The organism is Micromonospora sp. CPCC 206060, assembly GCF_036906895.1.
Classification (GTDB): Bacteria; Actinomycetota; Actinomycetes; order Mycobacteriales; family Micromonosporaceae; genus Micromonospora.
Map to the genome: position 1 here is coordinate 70,067 of NZ_JBAKHU010000011.1, position 24,489 is coordinate 94,555.

Below are 24,489 nucleotides of genomic sequence, written 5' to 3' on the forward strand. Positions count from 1 at the left end.
CGTGGGCGGGAATGCGGTCGAGGACGGAGCTGACTTCGTCCTCGAACAGGTGCGCCAGTTCTTCGTCGAGCTGAACCAGTACGTGCCGATCCTCGGCGACTTCCTTGAGATGATCATGGAGTGGCCGGAGGCCCGGCACGACCGGATCTTCGACCTCGCCGACGCCTACCGGGACGCGGCCCAGCTCTACACCGACCATCTCGACGAGATCAACGGCTACCTCAACGACCTGCAGGCCTGGCAGGGCGACGGTGCCGCCCAGGCCGCCCGGGACCTCCTCCAGCAGCATCTGGACGAGGTCAGCGGAATGGCCGAGGCGCTCGGCTCGATGCACGAGACGGTGCACGGCAAGGCCGTCGAGATCGAGGCCATGAAGTGGATGGCCGTCATCAACCTGGTGATGCTCGGCATCGCCGTCGTACAGATGATCCTCACCTCGTGGACCGGGGTGGGGCTGCTCGTCGGTGGCGCCCAGATCGCCGGCACCCGGCTCGCCATCCGGCAGCTCGCCCGGCAGTTGCTCACCAAGCTCTGGGAACAGACCATCAAGGGCGGGGTACGGCAGTTCATTGCCAGCGGCGCGCGGGGCGTCGGCCGGGCCGCGCTGCGCGGCAGCCTGGCGTACGCCGGCTTCATGGCCGGTGCCAAGGGCGGCATCATGCTGCTCCAGGCGGCCGAGGGGCACGACCCGTTCGTCGAGGGCTGGGCCGGCCGGTTCGGCATGGAGGTGCTGGACAGTCTGATTGCCGGCGCGATCGGCGGCCCGCTGATGATGGGCATCCACACCCGACCGACCGAGGCACTCGCCTTCGGCCTCGGCCAGACCGCGGACAACGCGCTCCAGATCGGCCGGGACAACCTGCTGGAGGAGGTGGGTCTCAAGGACTGGGCGCAGCGCAACGGGGTGTGGAGCGGCATGACCTGGGACAACCTCGCGAGTGGGCTGACCCCGGCCGCACTGCTCGGCGAGATGATGACCGACACCCGGCGCAACCGCCTGGACGTCGGCGCGCACCAGGTCCGGTACGGCTCGCTGGACCTCTTCGGTAACGACGGGGCCAGCAGCAACGCCCCGTCCGGAAGTACCGGCACCAGCGGTGCACCCACACTGTCGCCCGGCACGCTGCCCAGCGGCCTGCCGGACGGTCTGCCGACGGGAACGAACGCGCCGTCGGTGTCCCCCGGGCAGCTCGCCGCACCGGACACGTCGGCTGCCGGGACGAACCAGGGCGCGGTTACCCCGGCCGGGGCCACCCCGGTCGCCGGGGCGCCGGCCGGGGCGAACCAGACCGCCGGCGCGCCGGCCGGCAGCACCCAGGGCGCGGGGGCCAACCAGGGTGCCGGATCGGGCAGCTCCGCAGGCAGCGGTGACGGCCGGACGGGCGCGCAGGGCGGCCGTACCCCGACGGGTGGCCCGGCAACGGTGACCGCGCCGACCGGCACGACCAGCCCCACCACGTCGCCGGCCAGCGGTTCGACCTCCTCCGGTTCGGCCTCCAGCGGTTCGTCGACCTCCTCGGGCTCGACCTCCTCTGGTTCGGCCTCCTCCGGTTCGACCTCCTCGGGCTCGACCGCCACCGGGTCGAGCGGGTCCGGGCCGGCGTCCACCGGGTCGACCCCCACGCCCACCGCCGTTCCCGCCGGCTCCGGGCCGACGCCGACCGTCGAGCCGGGCGGCACGCCGGACGCCACCCGGCCCGGGACGGACGCCGGTACGCCGGTCGGCGGCGACGGAGCCACCCGGTCCCCGGACCGCTCGGACGGCGGCACTTCGGCTACCCCTGCGACGGTGACCGTCGACCCGACACCCACCGGGGAGGGTCGGCCGACCACACCGACCGTGGGCACTCCGGCCCCGACTGTCGATTCCCCGACGCCGACGGTCGTACCGTCGGGCACTGCCCCGACCGCTGCGGTTCCCGGTTCTCCCGCCACCTCGCCGGACAGCGGTACACCCGGCCCGGCCACCCCGGCGCGGGACACCGGCACCCCCGGTTCCGCCGCATCACGGGACACCACGACGTCCGGTTCTCCCACGTCCTCCCCGGGCTCCTCGACCATCCCCGCCCAACGGACCGGTGCCGACGGCACAGGCGACCCGACCCGGTCCGCCGGGGATCCGGACACCCGCACCGACCGTCCGGCTGACGGACCGGTCACGCCTGGCGATGGGGGCACCCCGCCAGCGGGTACGCCGGACGGGGACCCTGCCGGTCAGCCGGCGGCCGACCCACCGGACGGTGCCCGTACCGGACCGGCCGACCCTGCGCAGCCGTCGACGGACCCGGACCACTCGGCGGATGACGGTGCCGGGGACCGGGACGGGGACAACCCACCCGACCAGCCCGAACCACGGTGGTGGGAGTGGCGCCAGCGGGCCGAGCTGCGGGCCCAGCAGGAGTACGGGGACGCGGTCGCGCACCAGTTCGGCGCCCTGACGCTCGCCGGTCAGACCGTGCCCCGGCTCACCCCGGACCTCGTACAGCGGGCGCTGGACGCCCGCCCCGAGGATCTCTCGTGCTACGGCAACCGGCTGCGGACGTACCTCGAACAGCACTTCACCACGCTCGACGGCGCGGGAGCCCGGCGTCCGCTGGACGAGGCCAGCATCGGGGCGAAGCTCCAGGAACTGCGGAGCACGCCGCCGATCGGTACGTCCACGCCGACCGACGAGGAGAACCTGTCCGGCGATCCGCAGCCGGGCGACGGCTCTCCGGCCCCTGCGGACGGTGCCACCCCGGAGGACGGCTCGTCCGGTCGGGGCGGCAGGCCCACCCCGGAGCCGGTACCCGATCCGGAAGGCCCGGCACCGACACCCGAGGATGGCCGTCCCGAGAACAACGCTGCCCGACCCGAAGGCACCCGCCCGGACCCCGAATCCCGCCGCTCGGAGCCCGAGCCGGATGCGGATGCGGGCCGCGCCGAGCCGGCCGAGCCGGACGGGGCACGGCCCGAGTCGGAGATCGGCGGTACCAGATCGGACGGTGCCCGGCCCGAACCGGCGCATCCGGACGTGCAGGGTTCCCGGCCGGACACGCCCCCGACGGCGGCCGACGGCGCTACGTCGGCCCCGACCACCGCCGACCAGCCTGCTACCGGCACGCCACTGCCGGACACCGTGCCGGACAGCAGCTCTGAGGCGGAACTGGCCCCCAGCGTCAACTTCTCACCGACGGCGCCCCGTACCGGTACGGATCTACCGCACCAGGTCCGGGAACTGGCCGACCAGGCGAGAACCCGGCTGCTGGCCCGGTACCCGGAGCACACGGTGGCGCAGCGACTCCGGGACCTCGACGACGTCGTCGGGATCGCCGACCGCCTACAGGCCGCCTCGGACCGGGCCCGCGCCAACGGTGACCTGGGTGACCTGGTGAGCCGGGTACGTGAGTTGAGCACGGCGGTGAACGACTACGCCGACCGGTACCGCGACTGGCGGGACCACAGCCGGGGCGGGGAGCCAGCCGATCCTGGCTGGCGGGACCTTGATGGCGTGGACCCGCTCAACTCGGTCGAACTGGCACACCGGACCATGGGCATCGATCCGCAGACGCACCGGTTCCACCCGTTGGACCAGGCCATCGCCATCGCCAAGATCGGGGACGTCCTCGGGCCGGAGTTCGAGCTGCACGCCACGAACATCCTGACCCGCACGGTTCCGATGGACCTGGACTCGGTACGTGCCCTGCTGCCGGCGGACCAGGTGACACCCCAGCTCGTCCGGCAGGTCGAGGACCGCCCCCGAGGCTTCTACGACCCGGAGATCGGCGTCATGTTCATCGACCCCAACGCGGGCGATGGTTCGCCCCGGTCGATCAGCGCGGTCGCCACCACCCTCGTGCACGAGGGGATGCATGCCCTGCAACCCAACAACGACCTGCTGCTCAGGCAGATCGACAACGCCGGCCTGCCGCAGGCGGAGCGGTTCCGGGCCGCGGGGTTGTTCCGGTTCGAGCGCGAGTTCCAGGGCTTCGCGGTGCAGCGGGAGTTCCTGCGCGGCCTGGCCGGATTCCGGGGCGGACCGGACCACTCGGGTGACCTGCGCGTACCGCGGAGTGACAACTACCGGGCGGTGGCCGACTACACCCCGGAAGCGCTCCGCCAGAAAATCTTCCAGTCCTACCTACCCGAGCCGGTGCGGGACCTGGTGGGAGCGGACGTGCTCAGTCGCTTCCCGGATCTGACCATGGAGAACGTGGTCGCGCAGGCCCGGCTGGCCATCATGCACGCCAACCACCCGGACCCGGCCCAGCGTCGGCCGGGCATGCTCGAAGGCCCGATCGCCCAGGACACCGCCCGGACGTACGGGCTGGACATCGACGGCCTGCGGCAGCGGCAGGCGCAACTCGACTTCCCGCCGCTCACCGACAGCGCCACCACCGGCGGCACCCCCGAGGGCGACCCGACCAGCCTCCCGGAGGGTGACCCGACCGGTACCCCGGAGGGCGACCCGACCGGTACCCCCGACAGCCGGCCGGAGACGGACCGGGTGGATGACGCCGCCGAGGCGGAACGGGGCGGCCCGGAGGAGGGCGGGACCCGTCCGGACCGCACCGCCCCCGAGAGCGACTTCGTACCGGAGGGCCGGCGCGGCTGGTTCCCCGACGTCACGCCGGAGGAGTTCCGGGACGCGGTCACCCGGGTGACCCCGGACGACCTTGCCGGGGTCGGCGCCCGTGACATCCGCACCGACGGGCCGTTCGTACTGGTCGAGACGGTCGACGGGCGGGTACACGTGTTCCGGCCGGAGGTCGGGTACGGGCTGCCCGACGTCGCCGTGACCACCCCGGCCAGCGGTACCACCACCGACCCGCACCGGGTGCAGGTCAACCACCGGGTGGCCGCCGATCAGCTCAGCCGGGCCTGGGCGCATGAGATCGCCGAGACGGTGCAGTCCCGGGCCGGTACCCCGGAACCGGTGGACACCGGCCGTAGCGGATCGCCGGGCCGGATCCGGCAGGCGCTCGGCCGGCTCTTCGGGTCGACTCCGGCCACGCCGACGCCCGACCCCACCCCGGCACCGGATCCCACCCCGGTTCCCGACGGATCGGCGGGCCGGCTCGCCCAGCGGAATCTCCTGCTCCGCGAACTCGACCAGGCCAGCCCGGACGAGCAAACCCGGCTGCGGGCCGAGATCGCCGGCCTGGACCGGGACCTGGCCGCCCTCGGTCACACCACCCACGACCTGCCGGCCGTACCCGAGCAGCGGCGGCCCGACGCGGAGCCGATGCCGCCGGAGCAGAGCACCCACGACGAGATCTGGGCCGATCCGCCGTGGCGGCACGAGGACCGACCACCGTCGGTGGACGAGCTGATCCCGTCCACCGATGCCGAGGTGGCGCGCTGGGAGCCGGCGGTACGCGAGGAGTTCGCCCGGCACCTCGACGGCCGGGAGTTCGGTGGCCTGCGGGTACGCGTCGACCTCACCGACCCGCACGCGGTCAGCGTCTACCGGGACAGCGTGGTCGTCCGCCTGGACATCGTGCACCCCGACCGGGGGTACGTCGGCCGGACCGTGCGGGTGTTCAACCGGGATCACGACGGTTCGCTCTATGTCGAGCACTCCTCGCTGCGGTTGTCCGAGCACGCGCAGGGGGGTGGCTTCGCCGCCGAGTGGAACCGGTTCATGGAGGGCTGGTACCGGCACTCCGGGGTGCACCGCATCGAGATCCACGCCGCGTCCACGGTGGGCGGCTACGCCTGGGCCCGGGCCGGGTACGACTGGGCCCCGAACACGGGGCACCGGGCCGAAGGGGTGCTGGACCGGCTGCGGACCGAGATGCGGCACGCCCGTGCCGCCATCGACGACCTGGCGAATGCGTCGGCCGGTACCCGGTCGCCGGAGGTCGACGCCCTGCTGGACCGGTACGGCGCCACCGATCCGGCGACCCTCGCCGCCGAGTTGCGCCGGCAGGTGGACGACGGGCAGCGCATCCTGCGCCAGGCGGCCGAGCACCCGTTCGGTACGCCCGGTTTCCCGACGCCGCTGGAGATCAGCCGCGCCGGCTGGAACGGGCAGCAGGGGCGGGACGCCTCGTGGATCGGCAAGCGGGCCATGCTCGGCTCCGACTGGAAGGGCGTCAAGCCCATCACCGAGGGCGGCCCGTTCCATCCCCGCAGTGCGCACCCGGCCACCTCGCCGGCCGTCGATCCGTCCCCGGCCGTCGATCCGACCCCGAGGGTCGACCCGACGCCCGTCGCCGATCCGACCGCGCACCCCGCCGACAGCCATCCGGGCCACACCCACACCGCGAGCCCGATCGACGGTACGGACTTCGTGCCGGACGGCCGACCGGCCCACCTGCCCGACGTCAGCGTGCCGGAACTGCTCGCCGCCGCGCCGACGGTCACCCCGGCGGACTTCCGCAGCGAGGGGGTCGTCAGCGTACGGGCGCAGGACGGCCTGGTCCGGGTCGACACCGGTGACGGGCGGGTGCACTGGTTCCGGCCGTCGGTCGGGCAGGGGATGGGCAACCTGGCCGAGACGACCGTCCGGGCGGGTACGCCGGAGGACCCGCACCTGACGGTGGTCAACCACCGGGTCGACGCCGACCAGTTGGCGCGGACCTGGGTACACGAGATCACCGAGACGATCCACGAGCAGGCCGCCGCCCGGGCCGACCGGCCCCGCCCACAGGGGCTGCTGCGACGGCTCGGTGACCAGGTCGCCCGGCTCTTCGGCCGCCCGGAACCGGTACCCGCACCGGCATCGACCCCGCAACCCGATCCGCACGTGCTCGCCCGACTCAACGAGCGGCAACTCCTGCTCCGCCGGTACGCCGAGGCCACCTCGTTCGGCGAACAGTTCAACCTCCGGCAGGAACTGATCGGCGTGGACCGCGACCTGGATCGGCTCGGGTACCCGACCCGTGACCTGCCCTTCCCGACGCGCGCTCCGGCCACCCCGGCCGTACCCCCGGCCTGGGCGGTCACCTCCCCGGCGGTGCCCTCGTGGGTCGATTCCGGCCGACCGCCGACCCTGGACGACCTGGTACCCCGGACCGACGCCGAGGCCCGGGTCACCGAGCGGGCCGTGGCGCGGGCCTTCGCCGACCGGCTGGACGGGTTCACCCGGGCCGGAATGAGCGTCCGGCTCGACCCGGACGCCCCGAACGCCGTCACCGTCGACGAGGGCGGCGTGACGGTACGGCCAGGGGTGCGGACCGACACGCGTGGCGGGGTCGGCGAGATGGTGGTCACCTTCCGGCGGGACCACGACGGCAGCATCACCATGCGGTACGTCAGCTTCCACATCAGCCCGGACCTCCAGGGTGCCGGCTTCACCGGTGCCTTCGTCCGCCACCTCGAACAGTGGGCGGCCGGGGCCGGGGTGTCCCGGGTGGAGGTACGGGCGGCCTCGACGGTCGGCGGGTACGCCTGGGCACGGGCCGGGTTCGACTGGATCCCCCAGGCGCCGCACCACGCGCAGGCGGTCATGGACCGGCTCCGCGACGAGACACGTGCCCTCGACGCGGACGCCGACCTGGTGCGCCGCTGGTACGCCGGTGACCCGACCGCCGACCTGGGCCCGGTGCGCCAGCGGTACCCGCAGGTGGACCCGGCCGATCTCCCCGCCGAACTGGCCCGGCAGCGGGCCGCCGCAGCCGACCTGCTCGACCGGGCCGCTCGGCACCGTCCCGGCGAACCCGGCTACCCGACGCCGTGGGACGTCAGTGAGGCCGGCCGGACCGGCGGGCGGGGACCGGCCGCATCCTGGGTCGGCAAGCGGGCACTGCTCGGCGCGATCTGGGAGGGGGCCAAGACCCTCCACCGGCCGGAGGCCGGCGCGGTCCACCCCGATGCCGCTCGGCCCGATGCCGTTCGCCCCGCGCCGGGGCCGGCCGTCACCGGCCAGCCGTCCACCGGCCGGCCCGACGCCGCCAGCGGGCAGCCGGGAGCCGCCCACGCGCTGCACGAGGCGGCCCGGCACGAGCCGACGATCACCCGGGCGGTCGACGCCGCCCTCACCGACGCCGGAGCCGTCCGCACCGCCGACGCCGGCCCACCCCGGGAGGACGCCGACGCGCTGCACCAGCGGCTCGCCGCGCTCCGGATGGAGACCACCGGCACGACGCCGGAACCGCAGCCGCGTACCGCCCTGCGCTACACCGCCGAACTGCCGCACCACGGGTACGCCGACACCGCCCGCCGGATCTTCGCCGAACTCGCCGGGCAGGGGTACCAGCCCCTGCGGCTGCGCAGCCTCTGGGGCGGCGACCGGGCCGGTGGGCTGCTGACCGAATGGCAAGATCCGCGTACCGGCCAACGCTTCGAACTGCGCCTGGACACGGCGGACAGCCGGGCCGCGTACGCGGCGGTACGGGACTGGCAGCAGGCCCGTGCCGAGGGCGTCGACCCGCACCGCGAGCAGGAACTCGTCGACCGGCAACGGGCGACGATCGCCGGGGTACGCGTCCCGGACGGGGTGCACACCCTGCACCTGCCCGCCACCCCGGACGCGTCGGGCACCGCCACCCCGGACGCGTCGGACCCGACACGGTCGCCGGGGCAGCCGGCCGAGCCCGGCCCGGGACAGTGGAGCGACGAGGCGGCCCGGTTGCTGCTGCCCCTGGTCCAGGGGCCCGACGTGCTGCCGGTGATGACCGCCGCCGCCCGCGCCGTACCGGCGGGACACGAGTTCACCGGGGACGCCCGGATGCACGCCCATGCCCGGGCGCTGACCGTGGACCCGGACGCCGTCCGGATCGCGCTGCACGGCCTGCCCAACGGGGAGGTGGTGGTCGGCGGCTCCCGGATGAGCGCGACGGACTTCGCGCACGGGCTCGCCGAGCTGCACCGGGCCGGCATCGTGGACCTCGGCGACCGCCGGGTGGTCCTGGTCGCCTGCCACTCCGGGCACGGCGACCGGTCGCTGGCCGCCACCCTCGCCCAGGTTCTCGGCCGGGAGGTCACCGGCGCGACCGACCGGGTCTGGACGTACCGCAACGGCACCGAGGTGGTGGCCAGCGCGGACCGCCACGACGGGAACCGGCCCACCCATCCGCCGGACGGTCACTGGCGTACCTTCGGCCCGGACGGCCGGGAGATCACCGACCCGGCGGGCCGCCCGGGTGACACCGGGCCGGTCCTGCACCAGGGCGGGGACGGGCGGCTGCACGCCGTCGGCGACGCCCCCGGCACCTGGCGCGGCGACGACGGCCGGCTGCACCACGACGGGGACCGGCCGCACACCTGGCGGGACGAGCCGACCGGCAGGCTGCACCACGACCTGGACCCGCTCGGCACGTACCGCACCGAGCAGCAGTTCCGGTTGATGTCCTCGGACACCGGCCGGCCGGTGTCCGATCCGCTGGCCGCCCGGGCGCTCCCGGTCAGCCACCACGCCGCCGAGGGGCCCCGGGAGGAGTTCCGCCCCCGCAGCGGGCCGGCCGACGTGCAACGGGCCGCCGCCCGGCTGGACCACGACCAGGCGCGCCTGGTCGACCTGCGGGACCGGTTCCTGCGTCCGCTGATGGCCGAGTTCGGCGTCTCCGGCCTGCGCGGGGTGACCGGGGCGAACCTGGCCCGCACCCTCACCGACCTGCGTGCCACGCACCCCGGTGACCCGGTGGCCCAGCACCGGATCAACGAGCTGGAGGCGGTCGCCGAGGCGTACGCCCGCCGGGCGGTGGACCTGCGGGAGTCGACCGCCGAGCTGCCGTACACCGCCGCCCGGCGGGTCCTCGCCGACCGGTACGGCATCGACGCCAACGCCCTGCTCGCCGACCGCCCGGCGGCCGGCCCCCGGCGGTCCGGTGACTTCGCGGTGGCCGGGTTCGACCCGACCGGCCACCGGCTGGTCGTGGTGGAGACGACCGCCACGGCCGGTACCAGCCATCTGCTGGAGAACGGGAGCCGGACCGAGCGCGGCACCCCGGAACACGTCCGGGACGTGCTGGGCGGCAGCACCCGCCTGCACGACGCCCTGCGCGGTCGGCCCGACCTGCTCGACGAGCTGCACCGGGCGCTGGCCCGGGGTGAGCTGACCGTCGAGGTGCTGCGCGTCGAGGTCGACACCACCGGCGGCACGCCGACCGTGTTCACCCGGCAGCTCGACGTGACCGGGCTCGACCTGTCCGGGGTGGCCGACCGGCTGCCGCCCGCCTCCGGCACCCCCGACCCCCGGCTCGGCGAACGGCTGCACGGCGCGGGCCAGCGGATCGCCGACACGTTCACCGCCACCGACGGCCGGACCGGCATCGCGGCGGTCCGGCTGGTCGCTCCGGACCGGTTCGAGGTGCGGCCGGTCAGCGGTCGGCCGTACCAGATCCAGGTCACCGTCGACCCTACGGCCCGGGCCGACATCACGGTCACCCTCGGCGCGGACGGCGTACACCGGATGGCGGTGTCCCGGACCACCGCGGACGGCCTGGACACCGCCGGCCTGGACCGGCTGCTGGCCCGGGGCATCGGGCACACCGCCGGGGAGGTGGCGGCGACCCGGGGCGGCCGGCTCGGCCGGCTGGTCGGGTTGCACGGCGGCCGGCTGGGCGGCCGGGAGGCACTGGTCGCCGACCCGGGGGCCGGCAACCGGCTGCGGGTCAGCCACACCGACCTCGCCCACCTCGGCGAGTTCGAGGCACTGGCCGGCCTGTACGCCCGGGCCACCGGCGCCGAACGGGCCGCGCTGGCGGCAGAACTGGGCCGGTTCATCGAGCGGCACGGCCTGCGGGAGGGGATGCCCGGGTCGGCGCAGCGGACCGAACTGGCCCACCGGTACCTCTCCGAACCGGCAACCCGGCTGCTCGATGCGGAGCGGAGCTGGTCGCGGGACTCCGACCCGGCGCTGGCCGGTACCCGGCACCTGCTGACCACCTCGACGGTCACCGCGGCGGTCATCGAACCGGTGCCGGTACGCGGCCGGAGCATCTTTCGGGTCGACCCCGAGGGCTGGCAGCGCAGCGGACGCGCGTCGTTCACCTTCGAACTGGTCACCGGCCCGGTGCCGGACGGGCGGGCCGCCGAGTTCCAGGTGACCGCGCGGAAGAAGCACTTCCTGCTGGTGGTGAACCCGGACGCGGTCGCACTGGACAGCGTCGCCGGGTACCGGTTCCGGAACGGGCTGCGGACCGCCATCGACGCGATGATCCGGCACCAGGAGGCCCGACCGGAGGAGGTACCGGCCCGGTTGCGGGACCGGATCGTGGCCAGCCTGCCGACCGCCCTGGGCGGCGCCAGCAACTACCAGGCGGCCAGCGCGGTCGGCGCCCCGGGCATGAGCACCAAGGCGGTGGCGACCGCCCTGTTCGACCTGATCACCAGCAACCGGGTCAGCCGGTGGATCGCGCTGGACGGGTCGGCCCGGCAGCACGACCGGGCGCTGGCGGACCTGCCGGACCGCGCCACCATCGAGAACGGCGGGCTGCAACGCGCCCTGGACGACAGTTTCCGGCGCGCCAACGACCTGGCCCGGGGGGTACTCGGGGACGGTTCGTTGGTCAGCCGGGCGGCCAGCGATGCGACGGCGGCCACCCCCGACCCCGACCCGGTGCCGGAGAACCAGGCGGGGCCGATCCGCGACCGGGTCCGTACCGAGATCGCGGCGATCCGGGACAACCTGGGGGACCAACCCATCGACCGGCTGCTGCGGATCCGGTCCCTGTCCGGCGACCGGTACCGGTTGGTCGTCCGGGGCGCCGGCAACGACGCGGTGATCCGGATCGAGGTGGCCCGTACCGACGACCCGACCACGATCACCGTCGACTACACCGACGGTCGGGAGGTGACCCTCCAGGTCCCACCGGAGCTGGACCAACGCGGCGGTGACGAGTTCCACACGGCGGTCCGGGACGCCATCGACGCGGTGGTGAAGCGCCAGTACGCGCTGACCCGGGACGATCCGGGCCTCGGCGCGTACGCGGAACGGGGTTTGACCGGCGAGGCCGGCCTGGTCGTCACGACGCCGGTCGCGGAGACCATCCGCGACCAGCTCGGCCGGGTGCTCTCCGTCTCCAGCATCACCCGGGCGGCGGTGCAGGCGCTCGTGGACCGGGTCCTCGGCCACCGTGGCGTCACCCTCAACGACCTGCGGGACCGGCACGACGACGCGAACACCACCCGGATGGGCGGGGCCGGCCGGCGGCAGATCGCCCGGCAGATCGTCGAGTTGGCCGAGGGCGGCCAGGCGGTGGCCCGCGCGATCAACGACCGGGCCACCGGTACGCCGACGCCCGCCGGCACGCCGGACCCGAACGCCACACCCACGCCGGACCCGAACGCCACGCCGGATCCGAACGCGGCCCCGACTCCGGCCCCGGATCCGAACGCGGCCCCGACTCCGGCCCCGGACCCGAACGCGACTCCGGCCCCGGACCCGAACGCCGCGCCCGTGCCGGTCACCGCCAACCACCGGGCCGTCGTCACCGCGATCCGGGACGCGATGACCGAGGTCAACCGGCGGCACGACGACGCCTTCGAGGTTCGCCGCGAGGTGTACGACACGCGGTCCAACCTGACCGAGGTGGTCTACCGGTACCACCGCGCCGGCGGCCGGTACGACGTCCAGCTGCGCCTGCGCATCGGTGAGGTGTCGGACGGGCGCCCGGTGGTGCCGGAGCGTACCCGGGTGAGCCGGGGCCGGTTCCACCTCGTCGTCAATCGGGACGCCGACCCGGCGCGGATCGCCCGGACCCTGGAGCACATCGCCGACAACATCATGTACGACCGGGAGTTCCGGCTCCCGTTCCGCCGGCGGCTCCTGGAGGACCTGCTCCCGGTCGGGCTGCGGGCCGGTTCGGCGGCCGTGGTCGCCCTCGTCAGCGCGAACCCGGCGGCCGGCGCGCTGGCCGGGGTGGGAGCCGGGATGCACGCGGTGGGCCGGTGGATCGCCCGCTGGCACCAGGTACGCGTCAACGACATCGCCTTCAACCGGACGCTGGACGGGACGAACGAGAACGACGTCACCCCGCAGGACCTGCGGGAGCGGTTGGCCGGGCAGCGTGACCCGGTGCAGGACCTGGAACGGCTCGCCGCCACGATCAGTGCGCAGCTCGCCGCCGATCCGCGTACCGCCGCCCAGGTGGCCGCGTTGCACGACTCCGTCGGTGATCTGCCCGCACCGGACGAGGCGCTGCTGCCCGACGTGGCACAGCGGCTGGCCGGGCTGACCGACCTGCCGCGCAGCGCCCGGCTGACCGCGGTCGCCGGGCTCGACGACACCTACCGGGTCACCTTCGTCGGCGCGGCCCGCCGGCCCGAGGGGTTCACCTTCGAGGTGGGCACCGGGCAGCCGGGCGACGACGTCGCGGTGCGGGCGCACCGGGTCGACTCGGACATCACCCACGCGCTGCGGGTCGACCCGACGCGCCCGGCCTCCGAACTGGCCGACGCCATCCGGACCTGGCTGGTCAGCGAGATCGACCGGGTGTCCAGCGGGCCGACCGGACTGCCCGGGGTGCAGGGCCGGCTGTTGAGCTTCGCCCGGGAGACCGGCGCGGCGGTGATCGCCGCCGGGGCCCACCTGGCTGTCGGCGGCCTGACCCCCGACCCGCCGCTACGCCCCGGCGACCCGCCCCGGCCGACGATCGGGCAGGAAATGCAGCGGCAGGGCACCGCAGTGGGCAACACCGCCGTCGGCGCGGGCGCCCGGGAGGCCAGCAACGTCTCCTTCGACGGCAACCAGGCGGTCACCAACGCCACCCGGGCCGAGTTGGCCCGCCGGCACTTCGGCACCGCCACCGAGGAGCAGCTCGGGGTCTTCGCCGCCGACGCCGACCGGCTGCTCGACCGGACCTGGCTGGCGGTGGAACGCCTGCTCTACCTGGAACGGATCGCGGAGGCGCTGCCACCGACGCACCGGCCCGCCGAGTTCCGGCGCGGCCCCCTGGTCGACCCGGACGACCCGGTCTCCTGGGCGGCCGACCGGGCCGGTGACGGTGCGGCCCCGCCGCCCGGCGGCAGAGCCGCCCTCGACGCCCCACCGGCCGGTGACGGCGTCCGCTACCTGGCCGAGCCGCAGAGCCCGGCGGCGGCCGACGCCTACGCGTACATCCGGGACACCGACGACGTGGGCGCGGTGGCCCGGCACGCCGCGCTCGACCAGCGCGTCGTCGAGCAGGTCAAACAGCACATCTTCCGGACCGAGCACCGGATGGTGACCGGGTCCGGGCAGGTCACCCACGGTCACCTGCCGCCCCGCGACGAGACCGCCCGGCTGTGGCTGCACGCCAGCGACGGCACGCTCACCCCGACCGACCGGGCCGCGTTCCGGCGGCTCCTGCTGACCGCGTACGTCGACAGCCGGCTGGCCGCCACGGGGCTCGCCCCGCAGGTCCCGCATCCCGACCGTTGGCCCGCCGTGGCCGATGACCTGGGCAACCTCGAAGAGGAACTGCTGGCGGCCCTGGAAGGACGGGATCGGCGATGACGACGGACGCGTCCCGGTTCTGCGGAGGGTCGGGATGATCGAGGCCCGTACCCTCGCCGAGGCGTATCTCTATCTGGAGTTGACGCTGCCGGCGGGCGACGACGCGGTCGACTACGACCGGCACACCACCCTGGACCGGCGCGACGACGAGCACTACCTGCTCCGGTTCGACGGCCCGTACGGCGACCGGCACTGGAACATCGAGGTCACCGTCCCGCTGGCGTCGCACCGGGCGGCGGACGGGCCGATGCTCTGCTACGGCTCCGGCCGGTCCCGGCTGCTCGACGCCGGCCAGTGGTACGCGATCGAGGACGGCTACGCGGGGATGGCGCGTACCGGACTGACCCGACTCGCGCACAGCGGCCCGGACGAGGCGACGTACCAGGCGGTGGTGGCCGCCTGGGACGCGGCGCGGGCCGCGGCCGACGAGATCGCCAAGTTTCTCCCGCCGGATGCCGAGGAGATACCCGCCGAGGCGTTCTGGACCGATCACGGCCGATCGGTCCGGGCGGCCCGGCCCGAGGCGTTCCGGCGGGCCCGGCTGGACACCGCGCGGGACGGCTACCGGCGCCGGTTCGACGAGGCGCAGGCCAGGATCGACGGTTCCGGGGCGCACCGCCCCGAGGCGGGCAGCCCGGCCCCGGCCGGCCCGCCGACCGGCACGGTGCCGGTGCGGGTACGCAGCATCGCCGAGGCGCACATCTATCTCGACCTGCGCCCGTGCGGGTGCGGATCGGCCGGTTTCCCGAGGGACCGGATGGCCGTCCTCGCCGACGATCCGGACCGGCTGCTGGTCCGGTACGCCGGGCCGTGCGACGCCTGCGGCACCCCCCGGGACGTGGTCTTCGAGCTGCCACCCGCCGTCGACCGGTCGGACGGACCGGCGTACCTGTTCAGCGGGCCCGGCGCCGGCCCGTCCGAGACGCTCGACGCGGCGGACTGGCTCGGGGTCGCCGAGGGACACGGCGCGCTCGCCGACGCGCTGCTGGCCGCCGTGGAGGCGGACGCCTCCGGCGGCGCCGACGGCCCCTGGCGGGACCCGCAGGAGCGGGCCGCCATGGTCCGGCTGCTCGCCGGGGCCGCCGCCGCGGTCGAGGAGGTGCTGAAGTTCCTCCCCGGCCATGCGTCGGCGCTGCCGGCGTCGGCATTCTGGACCGGACCCGGCCGGGACCGGTACGCCCGGCAGCGGGACCTGTTCGACCGGGACCGGCTGGCGGGATGGTGCGCCCACCGATGGCGGGTGCTGGACGAGTTCACCGCCCGATATGGTCGCTGACATGGCACCTCCGCTGGCCCGTAACGCCGTCGAGGCGCACCTCTACCTGGCGCTGCACCCGTGTCCGTGCGGGGAGCCGGAGTTCGGGCCGACCAGTTCGGTCAGCTCGTCCGGCGGCGACTGGCTGGTCCGGTACGCCGGCCGCTGCGTGACCTGCGGCCGGGAGCGGGTCTTCGAGTTCCGCCAGCCGGCCGAACCGACGGTCCCCGCCGACGGTGACTGGGCGGACGGTCCCGAGCCGTCCGAGCTGATCGACGCGGGGCAGTGGTGCTGGCTGGCCGACCGTTACGGCGATCTGCCGGTGGATCTGGCCGGATATTCCACGCCGGCCCGTGAACAGGCCCGCGCCGACCTGTCGGCGGCCCGGGCCGCGCTGGCCGAGGCGCTCAAGTTCGTACCCGACGGGGCGGACGAGGTGCCGGAGTCGGCGTTCTGGTCCCCGCTGGGCCGGCAGGTACGCGCCGACGAACCGGGCCGTTTCCGTCGGCTGCGCCTGCTGGCCGCCCGGGACGGTTACGACCGGCTGCTGGCCCGGCTCGACGGATCCGGTCCGCCGGCCGGCCGGTCCGAAGGTCCGGGGCGCCATGACACCGAGGCCGGACACGGAGGGTGGGGATCGCCGGGATGACCGGTTGGCGGGTACTGGATCGGGAGCAGGTCGCGCAGGTGGCTGCCCATCTCGCCGCACTGCCGGCGCCGTTGACCGCGTACGCCTCCGACGAGGCGGTGCGGCGGCTCGGCTGGCCGGTGGTCGCCGGGCCGAGCTTCGGCGGTGCGGTGCTCAGCACCGGGCTGGCACCGTACGACGGCTTCGCCGACCTGCGGTTCACCGAGTCCGGGGCGACCGCGGTGGTGGTCCGGGTGACCGATCCGGCCCGGGAACCGGCTGCCCCGGCCACCGCCTTCCGCCGGGACACCTTCGCCATGGCGGTCACCGTGGTCCGCGAACTACTCGGGCCACCCGACGAGCGGCAGCCGGGTGGGTTCCCGCAGGTGTCCTGGTCGGTACCGGCCGGTCGGCTGCGGCTCGCCGACGACGGGGCCTTCGTGGAGTTGACGTTGCTCTCCCCGGACTATCCCACCGCGCACCTGTCCGACCCGGTGGCGGAGCCGGACGACTTCGACGAGGCGACGCCGGGGGAGGGTCGGTGACCGCCGGCTGGGACCGGCTCGCGACCGCGTTGACCGACGTACTCGGCCGCCTGCCGGCCGGTGCGGTGCTCCAACTCGTCGATGCCGGGGAACCCGACGGCGACCGGTACGTCCAGCTCTGGCAGGACCCGGCGGCACTCCGCGTGGAGGTCAGCGCAGCAGCGCCCGACGATCCGACGCGCGGCCTACCGGCGGTGGACCCGGCGGCCCTGGCCGGGATCGGTTGGCAGCCACCCGGGCCGGCCCACCCGGCGCACTGGTGGGCCGAACTGGCCTGGCCCGCCCCGGCGGCCGGTTACCAGCACCTGGCGTACCGGTTGGTCGACACGGTCCGCGACGTGCTCGGCCTGACCACCCCGGCCGGGCTCGGCTACCGGGCCTGGCGGGCCGAGACCGGGCCGCTGGACCTGCCGGAACTCGGCCTGGCGCCGGTCCGGACGCAGTACTGGGCGCGGCTGGGGGAGGGCGATCCGGTCGACCGGCCGGCGGGGCTGCTCCGGCGGACCCGGGTCGGCGCGGTGACCACCGACGAGGCGTTCGGCCGGGACGGCCGGTGGCATCCGACCCGCACGTTGGAGTGTGCCGAGCGGGGCGAACTGCTCGACGAGGTGGTACCGCTGGACGAGCCGACGGCGGGGCGTCTCGTCGCGCAGTGGCGGGACCGGGCGACCGGGGCGGCGGCCGGCGGCGGTGTGCGGATCGCGTCGACCGGCGAGGTGCGGCGCGATCCCGGCGGCCGGCCGGTGCTGCCGGAGAACCGGCTCAACCCGGGGGAACGGGCGGCCGTCGCCGCGTACCTGCGGGACGCGCCGATCGTGCTGGCCGGGTTCGGCTACGACCCCGACCCGTACGACCCGGAACAGGCCGAGGTGGTGCCGCTGCACCTGCACACCGACGGGGTGTGGGTGTGGTCGGAGTCGCTGGCCTACTTCGCCGAGCGGTACGGCCTGCCACCCGAGCCCGAGTTCCTGGCCCACCTGCGCCGGCAGGACCACCGGTGTCCCGAGGTGGACGAGGCGGCGCTCCGACGGGCCGAGGCGGCGCTGCGGCGTTGACCGCGTGCCGGGCATGCCGCCGCGTCGCAACGCCGCCGGTGCTGTCGGCTACCGTCGACGGTGCCGGGCGTACCCGGTCAGGCCCTGTACCAGTGCGAGCAGGCCGCGTACCGTCGCGACCACCGCCACCACGGCCACGCCGACGAGCAGGATGCCGGCCAGGCGGGCCAGCGGGATGTCCCATCTGGTCAGGGCGGCCATGCCGGCGCAGCTGGCGGTGGTGCCCAGGAGCCCGGCGGCGAGCAGGACCAGTCCGATGCCGAGCGTCCGTCTGGCCCGGACAGCCGGTGGGACACCGCCGCCGGTCGGTGTCTGGTCGGGGTATCCCGTCACGGCTCCATCCTGGCGCACGAACCACGAACCACGAACCACGAACCACGAACCACGGACCACGGTCCACGGTCCACCCGAACTGGCGGCGACCCGCCGCTGCTAGATTTGCCCGAGCATCGGGTGGCTTACGGGGAGGCGCGCCATGGCTCTGCCGATCGTCCGTTCCCGGGACGAAGCCCATCTCTATCTGGACCTGCACCCCTGTGAGCGGTGCGGCAGCGTGGACGTCACCTGGCAGAGCGCGCTGACCGAGGACGGCGGGGTGCCCGCCCGCCGTTACCACGGTGCCTGTGGCGGTTGCGGGCAGCAGCGCGGGTACGTCTTCCGGCTGCCGGCGCGTCCCGCCCTGCCCGGCCCGGACGACCTGGTCTTCTTCGGCGGCCCGGAGCCGTCGCAGCTGCTCGACGCGGGGGAGTGGCGACTCGTCGCCGACCTTGGCATCCGGGACGGTTCGGCTCCGTTCCGGGGTGACCCGGTGCTGCGGGCCGAGCGCCGGCAGTCCTTCGCCATGGCGGTCGCCGCTCTCGGTGAAATCCTCAAGTTCATCCCGGAGGGCGCGGACGCGGTACCGGACACGGCGTTCTGGACCGAACACGGCCGGGCCGCCCGGGACCGTGACCCTGAGCAGTTCAGCCGGGAGCAGGTGACCCGGTGGCGGCGGGTGTTCGCCGACGAGTTCGAGGACCGGTTCCGGGAGTGACGGTGTCGATGGTCGACCGGTTTTCCCGTGCCACCCTGGTGTTCGGTCTGGCCACGGCGGCGGTGCTGCCCGGTGCCGTGCTGGCTGTTCCGGCGGCAGCCGCCCCGGTGGCTGTGGCGCTGCCCGGCGCCGTGGCGGCTGTCCCACCGGGGCGGGTGGTGCTACCCGCCGTCGCGCCGCTGGAGCGCAACTGTGCCGAGCCCGGCCAGCCCGTCGCGCCGGTACCGTGGCCGCAACGGATGCTCGGCCCGGAACGGGTCTGGCCCCTGGTCCGTGGCGGCGGGATCACCGTCGCCGTGCTGGACTCCGGAGTGGACGGTCGTCATCCGCAGCTCAGGGGCCGGGTGGAGCCGGGCTATGACGCGGTGGCCCGGTCCGGTCGGGCCGACGACGACTGCTCGGGTACCGGTACCGGGGTGGCCGGCGTGATCGCCGCCCGGGTGGTCCCGGGGACCGGGTTCGCCGGTACCGCCCCGGAGGTGACCATCCTGCCGGTGCGGGTGGTCACCGGTCTGGGCCTGGACGGCTCGGTCGCCGAGTCAGCGGTGCTGGCCCGGGGGATCCGGGTCGCGGTGACCCGGGGCGCCGACGTGATCGCGGTCTCCGCGGTCAGTTGGACCGACAGCGACGCGCTGCGCGGCGCGGTCCGGTTCGCCCTCGACCGGAACGTGGTCGTGGTGGCCGCCGCCGGGGACCGCCGGGACGACAAGGGCCCGGCACGGGTCTCCTACCCGGCCGCCTACGACGGGGTGATCGGGGTCGGCGCCATCGGTCCGACCGGTGAGGCGTGGCCCGGCTCGCAGCCCGGCCCACACGTCGACCTGGTCGCACCGGGTGCCCAGGTGGCCACCCTGCAACGTACCCGCGGTATGACGCCGAACGTCAGCGGCACCGGGCTCGCCTGCGGTTTCGTGGCCGCGACGGCGGCCCTGGTCCGGGCCAAACGGGGTGAACTCCCGCCGGTCGAGGTGGAGCGGCTGCTGTCGGGCACCGCCGTGCCCGCCGCCGGGGGCGGCGCGTACGGCCACGGTGTGGTCAACCCCTACGGGGCGGTCAACGACCAGGTGGTGCAGCGGGATCCACAACCCCTGCCGGGGTTGGCCGCTGCCGCCCAGCGGGACTCGTCGGCATTGGCCCGGTCCCGGGAACGGGCCCTGGCCGGTACCGGACTCGCGCTGCTCACCGTGCTGGTGGTGCTCACCGTCGCGGTGACCCTGCCCCGGGCCCGGCGGCGACGCTGGCGGGCGGCAGTCGCCCCGGCACCCCCGACCCGCCCCGAGCCGACCGAACCGGGCCCACCCGTCGAACTGTTCAAGGTGTAAGGAAGGGCCCCCGCTTAACGTTTCCGGTAGAGGAAGGGCCCCTTGTTAACACCCGGCGGGGCGGGGCCCTTCTTCCAGCATCCGGCTCAGAAGAACGTGCTGACGATGATCCGCTGGGCGATGTCCGGCTGCTCGCCGCCCATGTGCAGCGTGTTCACCGAGTAGACCAGGCGGCGGGACAGGTCCCGGGTGGCGCCGAACCCGCTGTTGTAGCCGGGCCGGTCGCCGGACTTTCCCCAGATGGTCAGCGCACCCATCCGGTACCGGCTCAGCCCCATGCCGTACTCGGCCGGCCGGTCGTTGGTCGGGTCGTCGTCACCGTCGTACGCCGGAACGTCCGGCACGGTGAACATCAGCTCCAGTTGGGCGGGCGGCACGAGCCGGCCACCGAACAGCTCGACGAGCAGCCGGTCCAGGTCCCCGGCGGTGGAGATCATCGCGGCGGCCGACCACTGTAGGGACGGGTTGGCCTCGGTGACGTCGACCCACCGACCGTCGATCACCTCGTACCCGCGTACGTGCGGGCCGTGGATCCGGGGATCGTCCACCGGTGCACTGGTACCGGTCAGGTGCAGCGGCCGGATGATCCGTTCGGTGACCTCCTCGTCCCAGCGGTTGCCGGTGACCCGCTCGATGAGCAGTCCGGCCAGCCAGTAGTCGGCGTTGGCGTAGCGCTGTCGGCTACCCGGCGTGAACAGCGGCGGCCGGGTCAGGTCGAGCTGGCTGCCCGGTGCCCAGTGGTCGTACCGGTGTGCGAGGAACCAGTCCGGGTCCTTGTGCGGTACGCCCACCCCGTTGAGCCCGCTGGTGTAGCTCAACACCTGCCGGACGGTGATCGTCGGATAGTCGGCGGGCAGCAGCCCGGGCAGGTAGTGCTGCACGGACCGGTCCAGGTCGAGGCGTCCCTCGGCGACCAGTTGCAGGGCCACCACGGCGGTGAAGACCTTCGTCATCGAGCCGATCCGGAACCGCGCGTCCGGCGGTACCGGCCGGTGGGACCGGGTGTCGGCGATCCCTTCGCTGTCCTGCCAGCAGCCGGCCGATCCCCGGATCTGTACCAGCGCCGCGCTGACCTCGGCGTCGGGCAGCGTCCCGAGGGCCGCCCGGAGCCGCTCGGCGGAGAGTTCCGGCAGGGTGGTCGGCTGGCTGGGGGCGATCGGGCAGCGGGCGGCCGGAGCGGCAGCCGCCGCCGGTGCTCCGACGAGTGCGTCGCCAGCGACGACGGCAGCTGCGCCGCCGGTGACGGCGAGGGTGGTCAGGAGTGCGACGGTACGGGTCGGTTCAGGCATGGGCCCAGCCTGGCCGAACCACAACCGATGATCATCCGGGCAACTCCCGGCCGCTGCCCTGATCCTCCACTGGGGAGAATTCCCTACTGGAAGCCTTCCTACCGGAAGCGTTCGTACCGTGACGGTTTCCTGCCGGGACGATTTCCTACCGGGACAGTGTCCTACTGGGCGACGGCGGCGGCCGGGTTCACGGCGGCCCGGGGGTCCAGGGTCGGGCCGGTCGGGATCCGGCTGAGCAGCGCGGCCGGTACGTCCACCGCACCGTCGGCCGGGTAGCCGAGCAGCGGCAGCACAGCCGGGGCCGGTACGGCGTACCGGATGCCCAGGTCGGTGACCAGGTGGTAGCTGCCGGCCTGGGCGTCCGGCCCGGCGAGCACCCGCACGACGGCGATCCGCCCGGTCGGTACCAGTACCCGGTCGGCCAGCGGCGTCCCGCCGGTCGTGGTGGCCACGGTCGGGGCGGCGGTGTCGATGCCCGGCACGGTGCCACCCACCTGGATCGTCGGTGCGGTACGCGCATCCCGGGTGACCGCGCAGAGCGGGTCACCGTTGCCCGGGGTGACCAGGGCCGGGGGAGTGGCGGGCGGCGGGGCCTCCCCGGCCGGCTGCCGCAGTCGGGCACTCTTCGGCGCGGCGGTCACCTCGGCCACCGTTGCCGGGGTCGGCTCGACCGGGTAACCGGCCCGCAGGATGGCCACCTGCACCGGGGTGACCGGGGCCAGCCCGTCGTCGAGGACCAGGTAGTGCTGCGGTCCGGAGGCGGTGGTGGCGAGCAGCACGTCACCGATTTTCTGCCCGGGAACGGCCGGGGACCGCTCGCCCCGGTCGGGGAACCGGATCGCCTCGATGTCCACCCCGGCGGGCAGGGCGTTCAGCCACGCCGTACCGGCCGGAGTGGGGTTCACCGCGCCGAACAGCGCCGGCACCACCGTCCTGGACTCCTGCACCAGGTGGCGGCGCCCCCGCCAGACCAGGTAGGTCATGCCCTGCGTGGCGTCGGAGACGAGCAGCCCCTCGTCGCCGAGCTGCCGGCCACCGGTTGGTACCCGGGCCACCGCCAGCGCGACGGTGCTGACCCCGCGCCCGGAGCTGTCCGCGCCCGGGGTGGCGCAGACCGTCCAGGGGAGTCCGACCCGGTTCTTCACCGTGGGCAGCGAGTCGGGGGCACCGGCGATGCCGACCGTGGTACCGCGCGGCACCGTACCGAGGGAGTTGCCGGCCACCCGGAACACCTGCGGGTTGGGTCGACCGGCGGCCAGCATGGCCGACGCGTAGTTGAGCGTCGGGTAGAGCACCCCGTCGAGGTAGACGAAGCTCGCCCCGGTCTCCTTCTCGATGACGACCGAGCCGCTGACCTTCCACTTGCCGCTGCCGACCTTGGTCAGGATGCCGTAGACGCCGAAGCCGGCGGCCACCAGCACGGCCACCATCAGCCCGCCGAAGACCGCGCCGATCCCCCGGCGCAGCGGGGACTGTTGCGGGTCGGTCTCGCGCATCACCAGCGCCGAGATGACCCGCTGGGTCATGAACTGGTACGACTGGAGCTGGTCCCGTCGGGTCGCCATGTGATCCTCACCCGCCGATCGAGGCGAACATTCCCTGGATCGCGCCGAACACGCCGAGCACCGCGCAGGCCAGCGGGATCAGCGCCATGATGGCCAGTACGTCGAGGATGTCCGCCGCGCGTCCCAGGTAGGGCGACGGGCGGCGCCGGCTGTAGACCAGCCCGGCGGCGAACACGCCGGCCCCGACGAGTGCCAGCGGCAGCAGCGCGAGCAGCCGCCCACCGGGGCCGGCGCCCAGCACCAGACCGGCGGTCAGCACCACGAATCCGGCGATCCCGCCCACCAGCAGCGGGATCCGTTGCTGGCCGACGGCGAAGAGCCGGGCCCGCATCAGCAGCGCGGCGGATGCGCAGACCGCCAGCAGCGTGGCGGCCGTCCCGTCGGTGACCGTGAGCAGGTACGTCAGCGCGCAGACACTGGTCACGGCGACCGCCAGCAGCAGCCCGGTGAGCAGTTCGGCGGCGCGGGCGACCGCACTGAACACCGCCGAGCGCTTCGGCATCGGCCGGTCCGCGAGGATCTCCTCCGGACGGTCCGGCAGCTCGGGTACCGGCACCCGACCCAGCGAGCTGGCCAGCACCGGATAGCCGGGCAGCAGCGCGATGACGGTGGTCAGGGCCACCGCGGCGGCACCCGCACCGGACGCACCGGCGAAGCAGAGCCCGGCGGCGAGCAGCCCCGCCAGGCCGGTGGTGATGCCGGCCATGAAGAGCCGCTGCACGCCGGCCACCCCGACGTACCCGGCGAGGCTGAACACCAGCAGTGCGGCCGAGCCGAGCAGCACGCTCGGCGCGCCCAGCCGGCTCAGGCCGGCACCGTCGGGCGCGGCGAGCAGCGCACCGCCGGCCAGGGCGTAGGGCAGCCCGGCGGCGGCCACCACCGCACCGGCGACCGCGTCCGCGAAGGCCCGGGCCAGCAGCAACCCGGCCACCGCGAGCAGCGCGGCAAACCCGAGCGCGACGAGGGCCGGCACCGTCCACGGCGGACCGGCGAGCAGCGGTACGAGCACCCCGAGCCCGAGCAGGACGGCCCCGACGGCCAGCCCGCAACGCCGGGTCGCGGCGTTGCCCCAGGACCGGCCGACCCGCCGGGCACCGCCCGCGATCACCTCGACCACGTCGTCGTACGCCAGCTCGGGCCAGTCGGTACCACCGGGCGCCAGGTGCAGCAGCTCCCCGTCGCGTACCCCCTGCACGGCGAGGTTGCGGGTGGGTTCCAGTACCGTTCCGGTGGCCCGGCGCAGCACCCAGCCGCCCGATCGTTCGGCGGACTCGCCGAGATCGTCACCGGCATGCCGGAGCAGATGCGGCAGGAGTTCCGCGACGAGAAGGTTGTCCGGCAGCGCGACATCCATCCGTCGCTTCGGTGCCGCGACCGTCACCCTGGCCAGACTCAGGCCACCCGGCGCCGTCACGCTGGTCACCTCCCCGTACCC

General features: G+C 74.7%; 11 protein-coding genes. 7 read left to right on the top strand and 4 right to left on the bottom strand.

All coding sequences use genetic code 11. The features are described 5' to 3' along the window. The first annotated feature begins 1 nt into the window (after position 1). The 5 genes from V6U90_RS11050 to V6U90_RS11070 are packed head-to-tail and all read left to right on the top strand — an operon-like array spanning position 2 to position 17,845. The gene (locus tag V6U90_RS11050) at positions 2 to 14,362 is read left to right on the top strand and encodes a WXG100-like domain-containing protein (RefSeq protein WP_334434164.1); all 14,361 of its coding nucleotides are present in this window, start codon (positions 2 to 4) and stop codon (positions 14,360 to 14,362) included. Between the two features lie 34 nt (positions 14,363 to 14,396). After that, the gene (locus tag V6U90_RS11055) at positions 14,397 to 15,638 is read left to right on the top strand and encodes a hypothetical protein (RefSeq protein WP_334434166.1); all 1,242 of its coding nucleotides are present in this window, start codon (positions 14,397 to 14,399) and stop codon (positions 15,636 to 15,638) included. A 1-nt stretch (position 15,639) separates the two neighbouring features. Next, positions 15,640 to 16,266 carry a hypothetical protein gene (locus tag V6U90_RS11060; RefSeq protein WP_334434168.1) on the top strand — a complete coding sequence of 209 codons (627 nt, stop codon included), beginning with the start codon at positions 15,640 to 15,642 and terminating at the stop codon, positions 16,264 to 16,266. Further along, a complete protein-coding gene (locus tag V6U90_RS11065; protein WP_334434170.1) occupies positions 16,263 to 16,790 on the top strand; it encodes a DUF6301 family protein in 528 nt (175 codons plus the stop codon). The genes V6U90_RS11060 and V6U90_RS11065 overlap by 4 nt, the downstream gene beginning before the upstream one ends. Further along, complete coding sequence (locus V6U90_RS11070; protein WP_334434172.1) at positions 16,787 to 17,845, top strand: TY-Chap domain-containing protein; 1,059 nt, start codon at positions 16,787 to 16,789, stop codon at positions 17,843 to 17,845. Before V6U90_RS11065 ends, V6U90_RS11070 begins: the two co-directional genes overlap by 4 nt. Positions 17,846 to 17,893: 48 nt before the next feature. Here V6U90_RS11070 and V6U90_RS11075 read toward each other — a convergent pair whose 3' ends face one another. Continuing rightward, a complete protein-coding gene (locus V6U90_RS11075) occupies positions 17,894 to 18,178 on the bottom strand; it encodes a hypothetical protein (RefSeq protein ID WP_334434174.1) in 285 nt (94 codons plus the stop codon). A gap of 142 nt (positions 18,179 to 18,320) precedes the next feature. On the opposite strand from V6U90_RS11075, the gene V6U90_RS11080 reads away from it, so the two are divergent. Together V6U90_RS11080 and V6U90_RS11085 are read left to right on the top strand one after the other, a co-directional pair. After that, entirely contained in the window at positions 18,321 to 18,878 is a 558-nt protein-coding gene (locus V6U90_RS11080) for a hypothetical protein (protein WP_334434176.1), read from the top strand. 8 nt (positions 18,879 to 18,886) lie between these two features. After that, entirely contained in the window at positions 18,887 to 20,200 is a 1,314-nt protein-coding gene (locus V6U90_RS11085; protein WP_334434238.1) for a S8 family serine peptidase, read from the top strand. 86 nt (positions 20,201 to 20,286) lie between these two features. Here the strand turns inward: V6U90_RS11085 and V6U90_RS11090 are convergent, their stop codons facing one another. From V6U90_RS11090 to eccD, 3 genes are all read right to left on the bottom strand, one after another. Next, a complete protein-coding gene (locus V6U90_RS11090; protein WP_334434178.1) occupies positions 20,287 to 21,489 on the bottom strand; it encodes a serine hydrolase domain-containing protein in 1,203 nt (400 codons plus the stop codon). 161 nt (positions 21,490 to 21,650) lie between these two features. Then, positions 21,651 to 23,054, bottom strand: a complete 1,404-nt coding sequence (gene eccB, locus V6U90_RS11095; protein ID WP_334434180.1) for a type VII secretion protein EccB — start codon at positions 23,052 to 23,054, stop codon at positions 21,651 to 21,653. 7 nt (positions 23,055 to 23,061) lie between these two features. Further along, positions 23,062 to 24,477, bottom strand: coding sequence for a type VII secretion integral membrane protein EccD (gene eccD / locus V6U90_RS11100; protein ID WP_334434182.1), 1,416 nt, complete (start codon positions 24,475 to 24,477; stop codon positions 23,062 to 23,064). Positions 24,478 to 24,489: the final 12 nt, after the last annotated feature.